The sequence below is a fragment of the Brevibacterium sp. RIT 803 genome (assembly GCF_016892625.1).
Taxonomy (GTDB): domain Bacteria; phylum Actinomycetota; class Actinomycetes; order Actinomycetales; family Brevibacteriaceae; genus Brevibacterium.
This window is the reverse complement of the sequence record NZ_JAFEMW010000002.1, coordinates 20,791-38,108: the sequence shown is the minus strand read 5'-3', so window position 1 is coordinate 38,108 and position 17,318 is coordinate 20,791. Positions and strand designations below refer to the sequence as shown.

Here is a 17,318-nt window from a genome sequence, read left to right as displayed (position 1 = left end):
ATTTAGACAATCGCGTCTGTCCTCATGTGGAAGACTGTGAACGCACGTTTGCCCATGGAAGGACATATGGTGGTTGAGGCGGTACACGATCTGGACCTGGCTCTCGAAGAGTTGGTGCGCTCAGGTGGGATCGAAACCTATTTCGCCCCCGTCGTCGATGCGTACACCTTCGACAAGGTGGGATATCAGATCCTCCAGGCCCCCACCGATGACCCGGCACTCGGGCACGCTGAATCCGAGAATCTCCGCCGCGAGATGCATGCCTCGGCAATGATCGGCGACATCGATGCCTCGCTTCGGGCAACAGCTCTGAGGACCGCCGAGGCGGCCGGACTGCCCAAGTCGAACCGACTCTTCCTCCACGCCGAAGACGAATCCTTCGCCACCCTTGAAGATCGCACCGAAGAACCCGACCGTTCCGTCATCCTCCAGCTTGACGCCTCCCGCGTTTCATCGTCACCTGCATCAGTACTCCGTGCGGTTCGTCAGGCGCGCTCGATGGGATGGGGTGTGGGCATGTCCTCGGTCGGCGCAGACCTGCGCAGCACCTCGTTCGTGCCTCTGGTCAATCCGTCAGTGGTCGGTCTTCATCCCGATGTGCTGCGCATCGACTGTGAATCTCACTTGGCCGAGCTCAACCGTCTGCTCCACGCTCACCTCGAACGCACGGGCGCAGTGATCCTCGCCGAGGGTGTCACCACCGAGGACGATCTCGACCGTGTTCGCGCGTTGGGCGCACGCTTCATGTCTGGTCCGTTCTTCGGTCCCGCAACCAAGCAGCCCGAGCCATTCGCCGAGCCGATCGAGGACGGATTGATCGATCATTATTCGCGTAATCTCGCGGCTCTGGGAACTCCCTATTCGGTTGCCCAGGGCCTGCGACGCGAGCCACTCGTGATGAATCGTGAGCTTCTGGTCGCCCAGATCGCTGCGCTCGAAGAGCGCGCCCTGGCTTCAGGTGCCGCCACAATCACCCTCGGTGTCTTCGGTGAAGATGAGACCTTCTCCCAAGCCACCCGAGACCGCTATGAACGTATTCGCGACACGGTCGGGCTGACGGCGATGTTCTCAGGTGGGTTTACAGAGCCTCCGATCCCGGGTGTGCGCACAGGGGTCGTCGACGCATCAGATCCCATGCGCAATGAGCACGGCGTCGTCGTGGTCGGTCCAGATTGGTCAGGTCTCGTCGCCGCCTCCAAACGCAACGATCCCGGCAGCGACGGTCAGGTCGTATTCGACGTCTACATCACGACCGAGCGTTATACCTGTGTCGATGCCGCTCGAAGTGCGCTGACGCGCATATCACCGATCTCCTCAGCGAGCTGATCGTCTTCTGCTCGTGACCGGACTCTGCCTGCGAGAGGAATGAGCAATAACGGCATCTGACGATTCCGACTTCCTCGGGCTGCGCGTGAGCCGAATGGGTCCAGGCCGTCAGTTGGTGTTAATCTTATTTCTGCTCGCCCCCGTAGCTCAGCTGGTCAGAGCAGGGAACTCATAATTCCTTGGTCGTCGGTTCAAGTCCGACCGGGGGCACCAACACGAAAAGCCCCGCTATCCCAGTAAACACAAGGGGGAGCGGGGCTTTGGTCTTGCTGTAGAGTTCACCAGGCACAACACTAGATGCCTGTCAATTTTCCCGGCGTGTCTTGGCTTGTCTTGGCTGGGACTTGCACTTTTCTTGCACTATTGGGCGGCAGGGACTCCTGTTGCTGTCTGAGATACAACAACACCCCCGACTCCGAAGGGTTGAGGGCGGTGGAGCCGGGGTCTGTCAGGACTTGAGGGCGGTGTAGATTGTCTGCCGCGAGACTCCGAGGTCTGCGGCGAGGTCGGCCACTTTCTCGCCATTGTGGCGACGTTCGATCACGTCGGTGATCTGCATGGCGTCAAGCTTGCGGGGTTTGCCGAAGCGGCCTTCGGCTTTCGCGAGGGCGATACCTTCGCGCTGTCGTTCATTGATGGTCACGCGCTCGAGTTCTGCGAACGCACCCATCACGGTCAACATGAATTTGCCTTGAGCGGATCCGATGTTCATGTCGGGGGTGTCGAGGAATTCGACGGACACGTCGTTGTCGCTGAACTCCTGAACAATGTCGAGTAGATCCCGTGTCGATCGGGCAAGGCGGTCGATTGACTTCACCCGAACCGTGTCGCCTTCGCGAACGAATTCGCGCATGGCGGTGAGCTGGGGGCGGTGACGATCCTTGGCTGAGATCTTCTCGATGAAGAGTTTGTCGTATCCGCCTGCAGACTCGAGGGCTTCGAGCTGCCTGGCCTCGTTCTGGTCTGCGGATGATACTCGGACGTATGCAACGATCTTGCCGCTCATGGTGGGGTCCTCACTCCTGGGGATGATCGGCTTGATTGCCGATCTGTGTAGCTGTCCATTTGATTCTAAGGACTAATTGGATTCGTGTCAAACGAATTACGGTGGGTTCATTTGGACTCTAGATCTAGGGGGACCGGATCGGCGGATCCGTGTCCAGTTTGGTGTACTTCCTTGGACACCTACAGCGAGGACAGCAGTGGCCATTGCTGTCGTGTGATCCGGAACTGCTGGGGTTCGGGCTGGTGATGCTGGACGCGGTACTCGGTGACGTGGCGATAGCAGAGGTAGCGAGCATGGCTGAGCTGCTGGATGAGGACAGGGCTACGAGTGTGGCTGTGTGAGGACGTACTACCATGCGCTCCTGCCTGCCCCGTACGCGAGCAGGTGGGGCATGGGTGAGGGACAGTGGGCACGGTGCTGTACTCGGGCGTGTGTGGGCCACGTAGAGCGTGGCTGCGTGTGGTGTGGTGTGGTGTGGTGTGGTGTGGTGTGGTGGAGCGGCAGTGCCTAAGCCCTGCGGCCTGAGCTTGGAGTGAGCGGTGTCGAGCATCGGCCTCGGGTCGAGCACAAGGGGCACCAACGTGCCCGGTCGAGTGTGCAGGGCAGGGCTTGCCCTGACCGTGTTGGGCCTGGTGATTCTGGAAGGATGGGGGGTATTGCCCTCACTGCCGGCCGTCTCTGCCACCGTTGGTGATAGCAGGGGAACTTGTTCCCACTTCAGTTGCCTACCAGTGTCGAATGATCGCAGGTGGGAGCAGGGCAGGGGGTGGTTACTGGGGAGTGCTGAACGGTAACTTAGGTATGGGGGGTATCGACATTCGGGGGTGGTCCAATCGGACCAGACCTGCCTTGCGGAAATATTTGAAACAGTCCGGGGAAGTCGATCAGACTTCCGGTGAATGCAAGAAAGCCCCCGACCCGGTGATGGGTCGAGGGCATCCTCTTCGTGCTATTCAGTCAGACGTTCAGCGTCGGAGGAAGGTGACCTTGCCGTCCCTCGTTGTCTTCGTGACTGCGGCAGGCGGGGTGGTGGAACCCCACTTCGAGACGTTCGCGGCTTCACGCTGAGCTTTCAGCTCGGCGGCTCGTTCGGCCTGTTCCTCGGCCCGGGCTTCCCGCTGTTCGGCGAGAGCTTCGTTGACTGCGGTCTGATGCCGGGAATCGACGATCTTGGATCCGAGGTCCTTGACGAGATGTTGGGGTGCCAAGGAGTGAACCTTGTCTCCGTCGATGATCAGGTCTCGGTAGCTGTCGGGGGTGAACGATACCCGACCAGTTGGGTGAACCTCTCCACTGGTGAGCGAACGCAGTTCGGTCTCGGCCTGCTTGACTTCGTACACCTGCTGCAGGAGTTCATCGACGACGGGTTGGACCTTCGCGATGAACTCTGTCTCGAAGGCCGAACGGTCGAACGCGGCCACCTGGTCTGCGAGGGTGTTGACCTTGGCTGTCCAGGCTTCATGCTCGGCGGCACGGAGTGTCGACCGGGCTTCTGTGAGACTGTCCTCGCGTCGTTTGACGAGTCGCTGTAACTGCTGGGCCTGGGCTTGGGCATCGGCTACCTTGGAGCCGTGACCCTTCGGGAGCGGGTCGGGGCTGTCGAGGGCCTTGTCAAGCTCACCTATGAGGGCGAGCGCACCTGCGAGCTGGTCTCTGGCCGATGACAGATCATCGGTGGCCTTGGCGACTGAGGACTGAGCGGTGTTGATTGTGCTATTCAAAAGATGATTCCATTCTTAGTTGGTGGTGTGCCGTGATCGACGGCACTACCGGTAAAGCGATTTGTGACGAGTTGAGGGGCTGGCTGGGTGATCGCACCCTCAGGTGCTGACCTGCGCACGCAAGGCCCGTTGCACGGGTACCTTGGCAGCGCTGAGGACATGCCACCCAGACGGCGAGCCGGTGGGAGAATCCCATCCGGTGACGACAGGCCAGCATGTTGAGCAGGGCGGGTAGACATTCGACCATCCGAGTTGATGTCCGTATGCAGCTTGTCCTGCGCACCGTGGGCATATTCCGGCGGCTACGTACTTGTTATGGCGGGTCTGCCAGCGGCGGGCCTCGTCGATTGTCTCCGGCCTGCTCTCGCCTTTCTCAGGCGGCACATAGTTCGGCGGCGTCGACACGCTCACGCGGCATCACCTGAACCTTCGACGGCTTCGAGCCGGTCGAGCAGGTGGAGAAGTTTCCCGAGTTCCGTTGCGGTCCCCTTGATGCGACCTTCCCGTCCTGCGTCGAACGAGTGGATCTGTCTGCGTTCGAACTTCTCGATCTGGGTTTCGAGGTAGGCGACACGCAGCGGAAGAACATGCCCGAGGAGCTTCCTGTCTTCTGTGCTGAGATCGAATGGGATCATGCCGATACCTCGGCATCGTCGTTGCCCTCGGCTAGACAGTTGGGCCATGACTCAGGACTCAGGGTGATTCGACTAAGGCCTTGCCGTTCCTTCTCTGCGAACGCTATGGCAGCGTCTGTGAGGCGTTGCCCTACATGCTCTGGGGGAATCACGATCAGTTGATTCCCGGGCTTCCAGAACGTTCTGAGGCTGGGTTTGCGTCCTGCCCCGATGGGGCAAACGATGTCGTATTCGGTCCGTCCGCCGCGGCCTGTGGCTGTGCCGATGAGCATGTAAGACAGGGGTGATTCAACCGAGGTTGCGTACCATTCCCCGACTTCGAGCTGGTCGATATTCGCCCAGGTGAGGTCGGGGTGGTCATCTGTGATTCGTGTATTCATGTTGGTTTCGTTTCTCTCAGTGCCGGGGCTGGTGCCCTGGCGACATGGGATGTTCACCTCCTTCGGTGGTTGCTGAGAGTGGTTGCTACTGGACTTCGATGTAGTGGCGAGCGCCACTATCGATTGCTTCGATCATTCCGTGGTCGAGCCTGTTGGCTCGGCACCACTGGTCAAAGCTTTCGGTGATGGGTGCGAACCTGGACAGGAGCAGTTGCCCCTTGTAATCGCCCAGGCGTTTCTCGATGCGCTTATTCTGCGGCCCTGTCAGGGGCCAGCAGTGTGATGGGTTTAGGCACCAGGAGTTTCCACACACGTGATGTAACTCGAGCTTCCCGCGTATTGGCCCGTAATGGACTGTCCACAGGAACCGTGTGATCAGCCACCTAAGGTTGTCGACTTCGACGTTGGCTCTCCCGACTTCTCCGATTTCCATCCAGCAGTTGATGCTGGTGGCGTTGTCGATGCCGATACGGTCAGCGACTTCGGCTAGTGCCGCGTCGAGCTTGCGGGGCTTGTCGGTCAGGTATCGGATCGAGTGGGTTGAGCAGTAGCGCCGTGTTCGTTTCTTGCCAAGACTGACGGGGCCGTCACAGCCGCGAACCGTGCACAGTCCGGGGCGCTTTCGGTGGCTCTGCATTCGGTGGGTTTCGCAGACGCGAGCGCCGTCGACGTTGCGCGTCGAGGTCTTCTCACAGTCTTCGATCGAGCATGGCGACTTGTCCTTTCGGGGCCGTCCCCGACGTGGTGCTGGTGATGTACCAGATAAATCATTGTGGTCAGGGTTCACGACCCCCTCCTCCCCAGTGTCTAGGCGGTCAGGCGGCATCTCCGCTGACCCGCGTTTCAGGCACCCCTATTCCATAGGGGTGTGCTCTTGCTCTATTCGCTTTGTCCCCAGTACATGTTCCAGGTATCTTCATCTGGTAGACGGGCCGTCTGCCCGTCCTCTGGTCGGAGTGCTCCGCTGGAGTCGCAGTGGCCATTCATGGCCGCGTAGTTCCAGGTCTTCAGGTAGCGCTCAATCATGCCGACGGTGGCGCCAGCGTGCTCGGCGGCTTCGTGTGTCATGACCTTGCCTGCGTCTCCGAGTGGGCGGATCACAACACCTTGTGAGCTGGCTTTCTCTACACTGCAGGCGATGAGCCTGGCTCGCTCCCATTCGGTTGCAGCGGTGTGGGTTTGGTAGAGGTTCTGCTGTGCGGTGGTGGAGCTGATGGCTTGCCGTGCGCCTTGCGAGATGGTTTTCATTTGCGTCCTCCGAGTTCGGTGATGATGCGTTCTGCGGTGGCGATTACTTCGTCTCGCTCGGTGAAGGACAGGCGGTCGGCGTTCTTGCGGAGTGCCTTCAGGTTCTTCATGGCCTTCTCAAAGGCTGTGGTTTTCTCTGGCTCTTGCTTCAGGTTCTTCGCATCTTGGGTGGTCATGTCGGGGTGGATAGTGCCGTCTTCCACACCGTGTTCAATGTCCTCGGGGTCGAGTTGGGATAGCTCATAGAGTGCCGTGACGGTTCGGGGCAAATCAGTCGGGTCCGACTGATTTAGGTTTCTGCCGATCTGCATTAGGTGGCTTGCGTGGGACTGGCTGATGCCGATGCCGTTGAGCATCGGTATCCACTCGCCGTGGTTCACGTCGGCCTTGGCTTGGGTGAGGTGTTGTCCTGCTGAGATGAGTCCTTCGACTGCTCGGTTGAGGTCGTCTCGGATGATGGTGGCCCATTCGGGGCCGGTGCGGATTGTGTCCGCGCGGGTGATCTCAGCCATTGACAACCTCCTGCTGGCGGACCCATGTCCGCAGTGATTCGGGTCTGTATCGAATGCGACTGCCGATCTTGCAGAATGGTGGTGCTGATGGTGATCGTCGGTTGTTTCGCAGCCATTTCACTGAGACGCCGATGATTTCGGCGGCTACGTGCTCGTTGACGACTTCGGGTTCATAGGTATTGTCCATATCAGTCCTGTCTGATTCTGGGGATGCTTTGGCGAAACACCTTCTGTGTCCCGCTGTTTCCCTTTCTCACTTCTTAATAGAGTGTCCCCTCAGCGGGAAAGTAACAGGAGGACTGCGTGACCTCGGTCACATACCTTTTGTTGACCAGTAGATACAAGGGGAGCAGGGCATCTGCGACCGGTTTGGGGCGCGTGAACAAAACGTACTAAACTCCATGTCGTCTCATTCAATGAGAGGGATCGGTGCGTTCCGACTCATGGACTGGGGTCGATATACTTGCACTCAGCGACGAGGATCGGAGAAGTAGTGAGCGTTAAGAATCTGGCGAGGGATGGGCAGTTGCCTGCAGGGCATCTGCAGTGGGAGGCGTTGTATCCGGTGATGGTTGGTGGTCAGCGGAAGTACAGGCGGAAGAAGTTCCGGACCCGAAAGGCTGCGGAGGAGTTCGACCGGAAGGCCCACGACAACCTTGACCCGTCGTCGAATGTGGATCGGTCGAGGGCGGAGAAGGTGACGGTGGGTCAGCTTCACAAGGAGCATCAGCAGTTCTTGGGGAAGTCTGGTGGTCGGGGCAACACTGGTGCCGCGCCTAACAGTCTTGAGTCCTACGAGAACATCTATCGAACGACGATCAGTCCGCGCTGGCATCATGCCCCGTTGTCTACGGTGACTCCTGCCGCTGTCCGGGATTGGATTGAGCGCGGGGACTTCCCGTCCCCGGGGCGTAAGGCTCAGGGTGTCAGGCAGTTCAATAGGTTGGTTGCTTTTGCGGATGGTCGGTATGTGAATGGCAATCCGGTGAAGCCTCTTCTGCGGTTCCTGCCTAGGTCGGAGAAGCAGGACGTGGAGCGGATGGTGTTGACTCTGCGTCAGGTGTTCAGGTTGTCGGCTTGCGCTCCAGCGCATTACGCCGACATGTTCACGTTCCTTGCTCTTACGGGTTTGAGATTTGGTGAGTTGGCGGCTCTCCGTGGTCGTGACGTGTCGGGCAACATGTTGGCGGTTCGGCGTACTCAGCGCACGGTGAATAACAGGATCAGCTATGCCGATGTGACTAAGGGCGGCGAGAAGCGGACTATCCCGCTGACACGCATGGCGTTAGATATTGCTGAGTCTCGGCGTTTGGGCCGTGACGATCGCTTGTTCACTGCTCCGCGTGGTGGTGATCTGTCGAATACGAATCTCAGTGATCGGGGTCTGAGTCCTGCCCTAGAGCTGGCAAGCACGGCTGTGGAGCGGCTACAGGCCGCGCTGGGCGTGTCTGAGTACTCTGGTGACTTCCATGTCTACGGCTCTGATACTAGGGCGGCTGTGGAGCGCGTACAGCGTGAGCATAATCTGTTGGTGACGGGTCGAGCAGACTCGGCGACTAGGCAGGCTGTCGGCCTGCCAGATGCTCAGTACGGCTACACGCTGGAGCCGGGGGATACGGACTTCGATAACGGCTTCACGCTTCATGGTTTCCGGCACACTTGTGTGTCGTTGGTGGTGGCTGCTGGTGCGAATGTGAAGCTGGCTCAGCGGTTCGCTGGGCATTCGAAGGCATCGCAGACTCTCGACACCTACAGTCACTTGTTCGATGAGAACCTTGACGGCGTGGCTGAAGTCCTGGGCACGCTAGTGGACAGGGCGCGGGGGAGTGTGACGGCTGAGCTAGACCGGTAGTTGAGTGTTAGAGGGTTGCACTTTTCTTGCACTATTTCCCAGTGATCCCAGCAGTGGCGGGTGGGTAGGGCAGTTCTCATAATTCCTTGGTCGTCGGTTCAAGTCCGACCGGGGGCACCGCTGTTGTAGTCTTCGTTCATGTCTTTTGTCGTCCGATCCCGACTGTCCGAATAGGGACTGCGCGATTGGGTGAGGGACTGCGCAACTGTGTGTCAGTCACGATCTTCTGCTTGAGGGGCTTTCCTGTCCCAGGTGAAGACATCACCGGAAAGCGGTGCGTATACCGTCAACTCAGTATTGGGGCCGGCCTCGGCCAACATTTGCGTTACGCGTTCCTGCTCGGCTTCGAGCTCTGCAGCGATAGTCGAAAAGGGGCTCATCCCAATCGGGGGTGTAGGAGTTGGGGTCTGAAGCCGCCGGTCTCGAGCAGGCTTCGGGCGATGTAGTTGGTCAGGTTGCGGAACCCGAGTGCGGAGCCGCGCAGGTGTTCGAGCCGTCCGTTGAGTGCCTCGGTCGGCCCGTTGCTGGTGCCGGGTCGTTCGAAGTAGGCGAGCACGTCAGCGGCTCGCTTCTTCAGGGTCCGGTCCAGGGTGGTGAGCTCGGTGAGCACCTTGGGGACGCCGGCGCTGAGGTCGGTGATCAGCTTCTCCATGAGCTCGCGGCCACGTTGCCGGTCCTCGTGGCGATAGGCGGCGATCATGCGCTGGTAGACACCCCAGGCCGCCTCGACCTCGACGTGAGCGTCATCAACGAACAGCGCGCGTAGCCTGTCTCTCTGCTTGTCGGTGAGCAGGTCCGCGCCGGTGTGCAGCGTGCGCCGCGACTTGTAGAGCGTGTCCTCCCTGAACCCACGGTGCCCGTGGATCGCGAGTTGGACCCGGCGCCGGCACCTGTCGAGGGCGTCACCGGCCAGGCGCACGACGTGGAAGGGATCCATCACCGTGACCGCGACCGGGATCTCCTCTGCAGCGGCGGTCTTGAACCCGGTGAAGCCGTCCATCGCGACCACCTCGACCGCGTCACGGAAGGCGTCGTCGCGGTCGGCGAGCCAGGTCTTGAACGCCGCCTTCGACCGGCCCTCGACCATGTCCAGCAGCCTTGCTGGGCCGGCGCCATCGCGGACCGGGGTGAGGTCGATGATCACGGTGACGTACTTGTCGCCACGCCTGGTGTGGCGCCAGACGTGCTCATCGACGCCAATGACCTTCACGCCCTCGAACCGCGTGGGGTCGTTGATCAGCAGCCGCTTGCCTTCGGCCAGGACCGCGTTGGTGGCGGTGTCCCACGCGACCCCGAGCCCCTCGGCGACACGGGCGACGGTGAGGTGTGCGACCACGCTCCCTTCCAGCGCCCACCGCAGCCCGGTGCGCGAGAGCTTCGCGCGTGGCTCCGCCGCGGCGCTGGTGTCTTGGCGCCACACGTGTCCGCAGTCTGCACAGCGGTAGCGGCGCACTACAACTTCCAGCACGGTCGGTCGCCAGCCCAGCGGCTCGTGGGCCAACCGCCGGATCACGGTGTCACGAGCGGCGCCTTCGCTGCCGCACCGTCGGCACCACTGATCTGGTTCCACCACGCGGCACGCGAGGACCGCACGATCCGGTTCAAGTCGTTGCCCGATCACGCTCAGACCGAGGCCGTCGAGTCGAGCGAAGGCGGTCAGGTCAGGGCGGCCGAAGCCGGCCGCGGGGTAGCGTCGGGCACGTCGAGGTCTTTCCGATGGATGGCGTAGGAACCTCCATCGTCGGGAGACCTCGACGTCTATCTGCGGACCGACTCGGCGGGCCCGATCGTCTCGTGCGTTGGCGGACTACGGGAGCTTGGACGCGAGGACGTCGGCCGCCAGGATCTCGGGTGCTGCGCTGAGGAGGTGCTGGTTGGCCATCAGGGCTGCGACGATGGCGCCGTTGGCGTGGGCGTCGCGAGCGGCCTCGTCGTGGAATGCATCGAAGATCCAGAAGGTGTCGGCGTGGGTCCTGACCGCGAACCAGACAATCGTTCCTACTTCTTCGTTGGCGAGTGCGACAGCGCCGGCGAGCAGATCGGCGAGCGCGTCGTGCTGTCCATCGGCCGCGACGATCTTGGCGACGAAGGCATACGGAAGTGATGCGGGTGTTGACATGAGGGACTCTCCTTGAAGTCGTGATTCTTCGTGTGACGAGTTCAGCGTATGACGAGCGAGGGCCGGTGGGTAGTGGCGTATACGGCAGTATTGCTATTGTTTACGTCATGCGTATCGGACTGATCGCGATCGACGGCTGCTTCGGTTCGGCTATCGCGTCGATCATCGACATCGTGCGGGTGGCCGACGGAGCCCGCGGCGATGTCGACCCGCGGATCGACCCGATCGAACTCGCCATCCTCGGACCGAAACGGCGAGTGACCACGACGGCATCGATGACCCTGTCGGTGGACCACCCGCTGTCGGAGTCCGCAGAGTTCGACGTGGTCGTCGTCCCTGCGCTTGGAACCCTTACGGCCGCCGCTACCAACGACGCCCTCCAGAGCCGAGATGCTCGTTCGGTCATCGCCTCGCTCGGGCGCCTCGACGAGGCGACCACCCGGATCGCCGCGGCGTGCACCGGCGTGTTCGCTGTCGCCGAGACCGGACGGATGCATCATCGGCGGGCGACGACCAGCTGGTTCCTGGGGCCGGAGTTCCTGAAGCGCTATCCGACCGTCGCCCTCGATCTCGACACCATGGTCGTGGTCGACGGGAACCTCGTCACCGCCGGCGCCGCGTTCGCCCACATCGACCTCGCGCTCTCACTCGTGCGATCGATCAGCCCCGACCTGGCCCAACATGTCGCCAAGCTCCTCATCATCGACGAGCGCCCGTCGCAGGCGGCTTTCGTCGCCTACGAACATCTCCGGCACGAGGACCCGATCGTCGTCGAGTTCGAACGCTTCGTGCGCGCCCGCCTGGACGAACCGTTCAACGTCGCCTTCGTCGCGCAGTCGCTCGGCACCAGCCGGCGCACCCTCGAACGACGAGTCCGTGCGGCGCTCAACCTCACTCCGCTCGGCTTCGTCCAACGGCTTCGCACCGAACGAGCTCGACACCTCTCAGCAACCACGGACCTCACCTCCGCCGAGATCGCGCTACGGGTCGGCTACGCAAACGCCGAGACTCTGCGCTCCCTCCTGCGCAGGGAGCGACGCCGTTCCTGACCTATCGCCATGCCTGTAGCTTGTGTCCTAGCGCTCGGTTGGAACCACCTCTCAGCACGTCGCGTCGACGCTCCTGCGTCGCCCCTGGACTACCCACTCGACACGCCCGCAGCACAGCCCATGTGACGTGCCCCGGCTTCCCGGACGGTCGGGGTTGGGTGGCTGTGATGTCGCTGCGTTCTCGTCGAGAGGGTCAGCAGACCCGATCAGAGCCGATTGGGATGAGCCGCGAAGGCGGTTAGGTCAGGGCGGCCGAAGCCGGCCGGCGGGGTAGCGTCGGGCACGTCGAGGTCTTTCGGATGGATGGCGTAGGAACCTCCATCGTCGGGAGACCTCGACGTCTATCTGCGGACCGACGCGCCCGGCCGACCTACACCTTCATCTGGGAAGAGCCCGAAAAGGCTGTGGCGGCACCCACGTTGTCTGCCCGTCTGACGCTGTGAGCCGTGTACGTCGGTGCAGCGGGTTCGTAAGAGGCGAATTCGACAACGAATTCCTCGCCGAGTTCGTTCGCGACCTGTCCGGCCAGATCGATGCCTGTCTTGGTAAAGGCCTGGGCATCCTCCGGTGTTTTCCAGTTGAAGTCGGTGTCCAGCGCTTCGTAGTACGACCGTTCCCACGCTTCCAGCTCGCCGATCAGTCCCGGGGACAAATCGGTGTCCTCATAGTCAACGGGGTAGACGAGCCATAAGACGGTGTCAGCACAGTCCGGGAACATTCGCACGGTGGTCGGTGCAGCGCCTTCCTGCAGCATGGCGCCATCGTAGCGCACAAGGCCACTGGTCCTTACCGACCCTTCGTTCCTCTGGTGCGGGCAACCTGTGGACGCCCTCCCTTCCCGTCCTCGTCCAGAAACTGGCTACACGCGACGCCACCAGGTCATTCAGTGCTTGGCGCACAGACAAAACTCGTCTATCATTGGCTCTAGCACCTCCTTTCGGATCGTAGGGGAAGACGTATCCGAGGTAGGAGGCACAAATGGATATGACACAGGGCGTACTATTCGTCCACTCAGCACCTCGCGCGCTATGCCCGCACATCGAATGGGCAGCGGGCGGGGCAATCGGTGCACAGGCACGCTTCGACTGGACACCCCAGCCGGCAGCGCCAGGCCTTGTGCGTGCCGAAGTCTGCTGGCGTGCGCCAGCGGGTTCTGGTGCTCGCATCGCATCCGCTCTCCGCGGGTGGGACTCACTGCGCTATGAAGTGACCGAGGAGCCATCTGTCGGAGTCGACGGTGGGCGTTGGAGCCATACTCCAGATCTCGGGATCTATCACGCAGTCACCGACTCTGCCGGCAACATTCTGGTTCCCGAGGATCGCATTCGCTCCGTCATGGAACGCGCTTCCGGTGATCCGACCAAACTCTCCACTGCGATGGCTCTGGCCCTAGGCGAAGCCTGGGACGAAGAGCTCGATGCCTTCCGCCACGCAGGCGAGGGCGCTCCGGTGCGCTGGCTGACCAAGGTCGGCTGAGACTCTCACGAGGCTTCCTGCTCCGTAGGTCCAACTGCGACGCTCAAGCTCCGGAAAAACGACTATGGGCACACCTGCCTACCTCGGGTGTGCCCATAGTCGTATGCAGATGCGCCAGCATACAGTAATAGGTCGACTCGAGTTCGGTCCCGTTGTCGCGTCGTTCAACGTGGAATCAGATCATCGCGTCTGAGCCGGCGCGATCATCTGACTCGATGTTGATCGAGCGCACGAGTGACCGAGGCATTTGGTGGCCCGGACGCAGATCAGGCCCCAGCATGATTGCTGGGGCCTGATCTGATCGTCACTCAGAGGCTGGACCAGTTGTGACTGGCCCGCCGCCTCGAGAAGCGCTGTCGCATCACACGGACTTGAAGGCGACGACGGCATTGTGGCCGCCGAAGCCGAACGAGTTCGAAATCGCTGCGATGTCTCCGGCAGGAAGTTCTGCAGGGGTGTCGCGGACGATGTTGATGCCCACGACCTCCGGGTCGACCTCGTCGATGTTGATCGTTGGGGGAGCGGTGCGTGTCTGCAGCGCCTTGACCGTGAGGATTGACTCGACAGCGCCTGTACCACCCAGGAGGTGGCCAGTCATCGACTTCGTGGCACTGACCAGAGCGTCACCGACGTGAGAGCCCAGCAGCTGGCTGATCGCCAAGGACTCAGGGATATCGCCGACCGGTGTCGAGGTCGCGTGAGCATTGACGTGCTTGACGTCTGCGGGGCTGAGCTCCGCATTGTCCAGCGCGCTCTGCATCGCACGCAGCGCGTACTGTCCGCCTGGCTCACCACCGGTGATGTGGTAGGCGTCGTTGGAGATGCCCCAGCTGGACACCTCGGCGTAGATCTTCGCTCCGCGTGCCTTGGCATGCTCCTCGGTTTCAAGGATGAGGGTTCCCGCACCTTCGCCCATGACGAATCCATCGCGATCGACGTCATAGGGACGTGATGCGGTCTCAGGGGAGTCGGTGCGGCGTGAGAGTGCCTGCATGGAGTTGAATGAGGCGATCGTGATTGGGTGGATTGCAGCTTCGGAGCCGCCGGCGATGACGACATCGGCGTGACCGGAGGCCACAACGTCGTAGGCGTGGCCCAGGCTCTCGGTTGACGACGCACATGCGGAGACCATGGTCTGGACACCAGCACGGGCCTTGAACTCCATGCCGATGGCTGCTGCGGGCCCATTGGGCATGAGCATCGGAACGGTCAGCGGCATGACCCGGCGCGGACCCTCTTCCTGAAGCGTGTCCCAGGCATCGAGCAGAGTCCAGACACCGCCGATTCCAGTAGCCCAGGAGACCGCGGTGCGGTCTGGGTCCGTCTCCTCGAGGCCGGCATCAGCCATGGCTTCACGAGCGGAGATCAGAGCGAACTGGGAGGAGGGGTCGAGGCGCTTGGCCTGGACGCGTTTGAGATTCTCGGGCACGACCTGTGGGTCGACCTGTGCTGCGAAGTCGACGGCGAGGCCGTACTTCTCGGACCAGTCATTGTCCATTGTGTGGACGCCGGACTTGCCGGCCAGTATGGCTTGCCACGTGGCATCGGCCGTCGCGCCCAATGGGGTTACCGCACCAATCCCGGTGACGACAACTTTAGGTGTCATGGTACAAACCTCGTCGATAGTGTGGACACGGCCCGTCGGTGGACGGGCCGTGTTCGGCTAATTTCTCAGGCCTCTTGAGCCTTGTTGATGTAGTCAACAGCGTCCTGGACGGTGACGAGGTCTTTGACGTCGTCATCCGGAATCTTCACGCCGAACTTCTTCTCAGCGTTGACGACGATGGTCATCATCGAGATGGAGTCGATGTCGAGGTCGTCGGTGAAGGACTTGTTGGCCTCGACTGCTTCCACAGCCAAACCGGTTTCTTCGTTGACGATCTCTGCCAGTCCAGCGAGGACTTCAGCTTCGGTGAATGCCATTTCTTTCCTACTTTCTAGTGTCAGCCGAGGGTTGTTCGACCGGTTGAGGAACTTTTCGACGAGTGTCCCGCCGAATATCTTAGGACATTCACGGAGAGTTTTCCGTGAATGAACCCGTTTAAGGGAGGCGGATCACTTGTGCGCCGAAGACCAGACCGGCTCCGAAGCCGATCTGCAGGGCGTATCCGCCACTGAGTTCAGGCTGCTCGCGCAGCAGACGTTCGGTCGCCAGCGGGATGGATGCCGAGGAGGTGTTCCCGTTGTCGGCGATGTCGCGGGCGATGACGACGTGCTCTGGTAGCTTGAGCTGTTTGGCGAGTTCGTCGATGATTCGCATGTTCGCCTGGTGCGGGATGAAGGCGGCAAGGTCGGAGGCTTCGATGCCGGACTCGGCAAGAGCCTCTTTGGCCACCTCGGCGCCGTCCCAGACGGCCCAGCGGAATACGGTCGGCCCATCCTGGCGCAAGGTGGGGAACGGAGTCTCACGGTCGTCGCGGACGTCGTAGAGAGACTCGGTCATGCGGATCGTCGACCAGTTCTCGCCCTTCGAGCCCCAGACGGTCTTCGAGATGCCCGGCTCGTCAGACGACGAGACGACGACAGCACCGGCTCCGTCACCGAGGATGAAGGAGATCGAACGGTCCTCGGGGTCGATGACCTCGGAGAGCTTCTCGGCACCGATGACCAGAATGTTGTCCATGGCGCCGGAACGGACCAAGGCGTCGGCCTGTCCGATGCCGTAGCAGTAGCCGGCACATGCCGCACTGATGTCCCAGGCGGGGATGGGGCCGGTCCCCAAGCGGTCAGTCAGCGCTGCCGCCGCCGAAGGAGTGAAGTATTCAAAGGTGACGGTGGCGATGATGATGCCGCCGATGTCTTCGGGTTTGAGTCCAGAGGAGGCGATCGCTTCCAACGCGGCCTCTTCGCACATGTCGATGACACCGACGTCTTTGCTGGCGCGACGGCGAGTGACGATGCCGGTGCGCTGACGGATCCACTCATCGGAGGAGTTGATGGGTCCGGCGATGTCGTCGTTGGTGACGAGGTTCTCGGCACGGTAGGCACCGATGCCCATGATCTTGGAGAAGGTTCCGGATTCTGCTGTCTTCAGTGTTGGCATGATGGTCTTCCTTTGATGATCAGGCGTGGGCCGCGGCGAACTCACGCGCACCGTCGAGGTCTGCAGCGGATTTGATGGCGAATGTCTCCACGCCCTTCATGGCGCGTCGTGCGATTCCGGTCAGTGTGCCGCCGGGGACGAGTTCGATCATTCCGGTGATTCCCGCATTCAGCAGCGTCTCCTGGCACAGATCCCAGCGAACCGGGTTCGTGACCTGCTTGACGAGGCGGTCGACATAGTCCTGACCGCTCTCGACGACTGTTCCATCGGAGTTGCTGAGGACATACGTGGCAGGATCTGTGATCTCCAGCGCCGAGGCAGCGTCGGCCAGTTCCTGGGTCGCCGAAGCCATGTACTCGGTGTGGAAGGCACCAGCTACGGGCAGAGCGATGACGCGTGCTCTCTCCGGCGGGTTCTCCGCCAGCTTCTCCAGATCCTCCAAGGATCCCGCTGCCACCGTCTGTCCGCCTCCGTTGACGTTGGCTGGGCTGGCACCGGCTGCCTCGATGGCTGCCAGGACGTCGGCAGGTTCGCCGCCGACGACGGCTGACATGCCTGTGGGCGTCTGGGCCGCGGCCGCTGCCATCCCTGCGCCGCGCACTGCGACGAAGCTCATGGCGTCTGCTGGAGAGAAGACACCGGCGATCTGTGCGGCAGCGATCTCGCCGACGGAGTGCCCGGCGACATACTCTGCCCGAGCCCCGAGTTCAGCGGCGCATGCGATCGCTGAGGCGACGAGCAGCGGCTGTGCCAGTGCTGTGTCCTTGATCGTCTCGTCATCCGATTCGGTTCCGTGCAGGCGCAGGTCGATCCCGGATGCGGAGGAGAGTTCGTCGATCTGTGCGGCGAAGGCGTCGAGTTCCAGGAAGGAACTCAGAAAGCCCGACTTCTGGGCACCTTGGCCCGGGCACGTGATTGCTAGCACTCAGTTCTCTTTTCACTCGACTTCGG

General features: G+C 61.5%; 18 protein-coding genes, 1 tRNA gene and 1 pseudogene. 5 read left to right on the top strand and 15 right to left on the bottom strand.

Annotated features, from left to right (window positions below):
- The first annotated feature begins 66 nt into the window (after positions 1-66).
- Complete coding sequence (locus JTF07_RS07430) at positions 67-1,326, top strand: EAL domain-containing protein (RefSeq protein ID WP_204233673.1); 1,260 nt, start codon at positions 67-69, stop codon at positions 1,324-1,326.
- A 136-nt stretch (positions 1,327-1,462) separates the two neighbouring features.
- Positions 1,463-1,539, top strand: a tRNA-Ile gene (locus JTF07_RS07425).
- Positions 1,540-1,774: 235 nt separating this feature from the next.
- Here the strand turns inward: JTF07_RS07425 and JTF07_RS07420 are convergent.
- The 8 genes from JTF07_RS07420 to JTF07_RS20840 all read right to left on the bottom strand — a co-directional run bounded on the left by JTF07_RS07420 (position 1,775) and on the right by JTF07_RS20840 (position 7,015).
- Positions 1,775-2,332 (bottom strand): recombinase family protein, encoded by a 558-nt coding sequence (locus JTF07_RS07420; RefSeq protein WP_204233672.1) that lies wholly within the window; start codon positions 2,330-2,332, stop codon positions 1,775-1,777.
- 965 nt (positions 2,333-3,297) lie between these two features.
- Positions 3,298-4,053: a hypothetical protein gene (locus tag JTF07_RS07415; protein ID WP_204233671.1), complete on the bottom strand. Its 756-nt coding sequence runs from the start codon at positions 4,051-4,053 to the stop codon at positions 3,298-3,300.
- Positions 4,054-4,460: 407 nt separating this feature from the next.
- Positions 4,461-4,688 carry a hypothetical protein gene (locus tag JTF07_RS07410; protein WP_204233670.1) on the bottom strand — a complete coding sequence of 76 codons (228 nt, stop codon included), beginning with the start codon at positions 4,686-4,688 and terminating at the stop codon, positions 4,461-4,463.
- Entirely contained in the window at positions 4,685-5,068 is a 384-nt protein-coding gene (locus JTF07_RS07405; protein ID WP_204233669.1) for a hypothetical protein, read from the bottom strand. Before JTF07_RS07405 ends, JTF07_RS07410 begins: the two co-directional genes overlap by 4 nt.
- A gap of 85 nt (positions 5,069-5,153) precedes the next feature.
- A complete protein-coding gene (locus JTF07_RS20845) occupies positions 5,154-5,855 on the bottom strand; it encodes an HNH endonuclease family protein (RefSeq protein ID WP_204233668.1) in 702 nt (233 codons plus the stop codon).
- 92 nt (positions 5,856-5,947) lie between these two features.
- Complete coding sequence (locus tag JTF07_RS07395; protein ID WP_204233667.1) at positions 5,948-6,316, bottom strand: hypothetical protein; 369 nt, start codon at positions 6,314-6,316, stop codon at positions 5,948-5,950.
- Positions 6,313-6,828 (bottom strand): DUF3102 domain-containing protein, encoded by a 516-nt coding sequence (locus tag JTF07_RS07390; protein ID WP_204233666.1) that lies wholly within the window; start codon positions 6,826-6,828, stop codon positions 6,313-6,315. Before JTF07_RS07390 ends, JTF07_RS07395 begins: the two co-directional genes overlap by 4 nt.
- Positions 6,821-7,015: a helix-turn-helix domain-containing protein gene (locus JTF07_RS20840; RefSeq protein ID WP_204233665.1), complete on the bottom strand. Its 195-nt coding sequence runs from the start codon at positions 7,013-7,015 to the stop codon at positions 6,821-6,823. Before JTF07_RS20840 ends, JTF07_RS07390 begins: the two co-directional genes overlap by 8 nt.
- 306 nt (positions 7,016-7,321) lie before the next feature.
- Between JTF07_RS20840 and JTF07_RS07380 the strand changes: the two genes are divergently transcribed.
- Complete coding sequence (locus JTF07_RS07380; protein WP_204233664.1) at positions 7,322-8,680, top strand: site-specific integrase; 1,359 nt, start codon at positions 7,322-7,324, stop codon at positions 8,678-8,680.
- 376 nt (positions 8,681-9,056) lie between these two features.
- Here JTF07_RS07380 and JTF07_RS07375 read toward each other — a convergent pair.
- Positions 9,057-10,381: pseudogene (locus tag JTF07_RS07375) on the bottom strand (ISL3 family transposase).
- Positions 10,382-10,487: 106 nt separating this feature from the next.
- The gene (locus JTF07_RS07370; protein ID WP_075846768.1) at positions 10,488-10,799 is read right to left on the bottom strand and encodes a putative quinol monooxygenase; all 312 of its coding nucleotides are present in this window, start codon (positions 10,797-10,799) and stop codon (positions 10,488-10,490) included.
- Positions 10,800-10,906: 107 nt separating this feature from the next.
- On the opposite strand from JTF07_RS07370, the gene JTF07_RS07365 reads away from it, so the two are divergent.
- A complete protein-coding gene (locus JTF07_RS07365; RefSeq protein WP_204233663.1) occupies positions 10,907-11,848 on the top strand; it encodes a GlxA family transcriptional regulator in 942 nt (313 codons plus the stop codon).
- A gap of 370 nt (positions 11,849-12,218) precedes the next feature.
- On the opposite strand, the gene JTF07_RS07360 is transcribed toward JTF07_RS07365, so the two are convergent.
- Entirely contained in the window at positions 12,219-12,602 is a 384-nt protein-coding gene (locus JTF07_RS07360) for an immunity protein CdiI family protein (RefSeq protein ID WP_204233662.1), read from the bottom strand.
- A gap of 230 nt (positions 12,603-12,832) precedes the next feature.
- Between JTF07_RS07360 and JTF07_RS07355 the strand changes: the two genes are divergently transcribed.
- Entirely contained in the window at positions 12,833-13,324 is a 492-nt protein-coding gene (locus JTF07_RS07355; protein ID WP_204234149.1) for a DUF3145 domain-containing protein, read from the top strand.
- 361 nt (positions 13,325-13,685) lie between these two features.
- On the opposite strand, the gene JTF07_RS07350 is transcribed toward JTF07_RS07355, so the two are convergent.
- The 4 genes from JTF07_RS07350 to JTF07_RS07335 form a co-directional block, all read right to left on the bottom strand.
- Complete coding sequence (locus JTF07_RS07350; RefSeq protein WP_204233661.1) at positions 13,686-14,930, bottom strand: beta-ketoacyl-[acyl-carrier-protein] synthase family protein; 1,245 nt, start codon at positions 14,928-14,930, stop codon at positions 13,686-13,688.
- Between the two features lie 65 nt (positions 14,931-14,995).
- On the bottom strand, positions 14,996-15,247 hold the full coding sequence (locus JTF07_RS07345; protein WP_009882400.1) for an acyl carrier protein: 252 nt from the start codon (positions 15,245-15,247) through the stop codon (positions 14,996-14,998).
- A 118-nt stretch (positions 15,248-15,365) separates the two neighbouring features.
- Positions 15,366-16,367, bottom strand: coding sequence for a beta-ketoacyl-ACP synthase III (locus JTF07_RS07340; protein ID WP_204233660.1), 1,002 nt, complete (start codon positions 16,365-16,367; stop codon positions 15,366-15,368).
- A 19-nt stretch (positions 16,368-16,386) separates the two neighbouring features.
- Positions 16,387-17,292 carry an ACP S-malonyltransferase gene (locus tag JTF07_RS07335; RefSeq protein WP_204233659.1) on the bottom strand — a complete coding sequence of 302 codons (906 nt, stop codon included), beginning with the start codon at positions 17,290-17,292 and terminating at the stop codon, positions 16,387-16,389.
- Between the last annotated feature and the right edge of the window lie 26 nt (positions 17,293-17,318).

What these genes read in the sequence shown, in the direction of transcription:
- JTF07_RS07430 (WP_204233673.1), top strand. Translation starts at nt 67, where the DNA reads ATGGTGGTTGAGGCGGTACACGATCTGGACCTGGCTCTCGAAGAGTTG.
- JTF07_RS07420 (WP_204233672.1), bottom strand. Translation starts at nt 2,332, where the DNA reads ATGAGCGGCAAGATCGTTGCATACGTCCGAGTATCATCCGCAGACCAG.
- JTF07_RS07410 (WP_204233670.1), bottom strand. Translation starts at nt 4,688, where the DNA reads ATGATCCCATTCGATCTCAGCACAGAAGACAGGAAGCTCCTCGGGCAT.
- JTF07_RS07405 (WP_204233669.1), bottom strand. Translation starts at nt 5,068, where the DNA reads ATGAATACACGAATCACAGATGACCACCCCGACCTCACCTGGGCGAAT.
- JTF07_RS07395 (WP_204233667.1), bottom strand. Translation starts at nt 6,316, where the DNA reads ATGAAAACCATCTCGCAAGGCGCACGGCAAGCCATCAGCTCCACCACC.
- JTF07_RS07390 (WP_204233666.1), bottom strand. Translation starts at nt 6,828, where the DNA reads ATGGCTGAGATCACCCGCGCGGACACAATCCGCACCGGCCCCGAATGG.
- JTF07_RS20840 (WP_204233665.1), bottom strand. Translation starts at nt 7,015, where the DNA reads ATGGACAATACCTATGAACCCGAAGTCGTCAACGAGCACGTAGCCGCC.
- JTF07_RS07370 (WP_075846768.1), bottom strand. Translation starts at nt 10,799, where the DNA reads ATGTCAACACCCGCATCACTTCCGTATGCCTTCGTCGCCAAGATCGTC.
- JTF07_RS07365 (WP_204233663.1), top strand. Translation starts at nt 10,907, where the DNA reads ATGCGTATCGGACTGATCGCGATCGACGGCTGCTTCGGTTCGGCTATC.
- JTF07_RS07360 (WP_204233662.1), bottom strand. Translation starts at nt 12,602, where the DNA reads ATGCTGCAGGAAGGCGCTGCACCGACCACCGTGCGAATGTTCCCGGAC.
- JTF07_RS07355 (WP_204234149.1), top strand. Translation starts at nt 12,833, where the DNA reads ATGACACAGGGCGTACTATTCGTCCACTCAGCACCTCGCGCGCTATGC.
- JTF07_RS07350 (WP_204233661.1), bottom strand. Translation starts at nt 14,930, where the DNA reads ATGACACCTAAAGTTGTCGTCACCGGGATTGGTGCGGTAACCCCATTG.
- JTF07_RS07345 (WP_009882400.1), bottom strand. Translation starts at nt 15,247, where the DNA reads ATGGCATTCACCGAAGCTGAAGTCCTCGCTGGACTGGCAGAGATCGTC.
- JTF07_RS07340 (WP_204233660.1), bottom strand. Translation starts at nt 16,367, where the DNA reads ATGCCAACACTGAAGACAGCAGAATCCGGAACCTTCTCCAAGATCATG.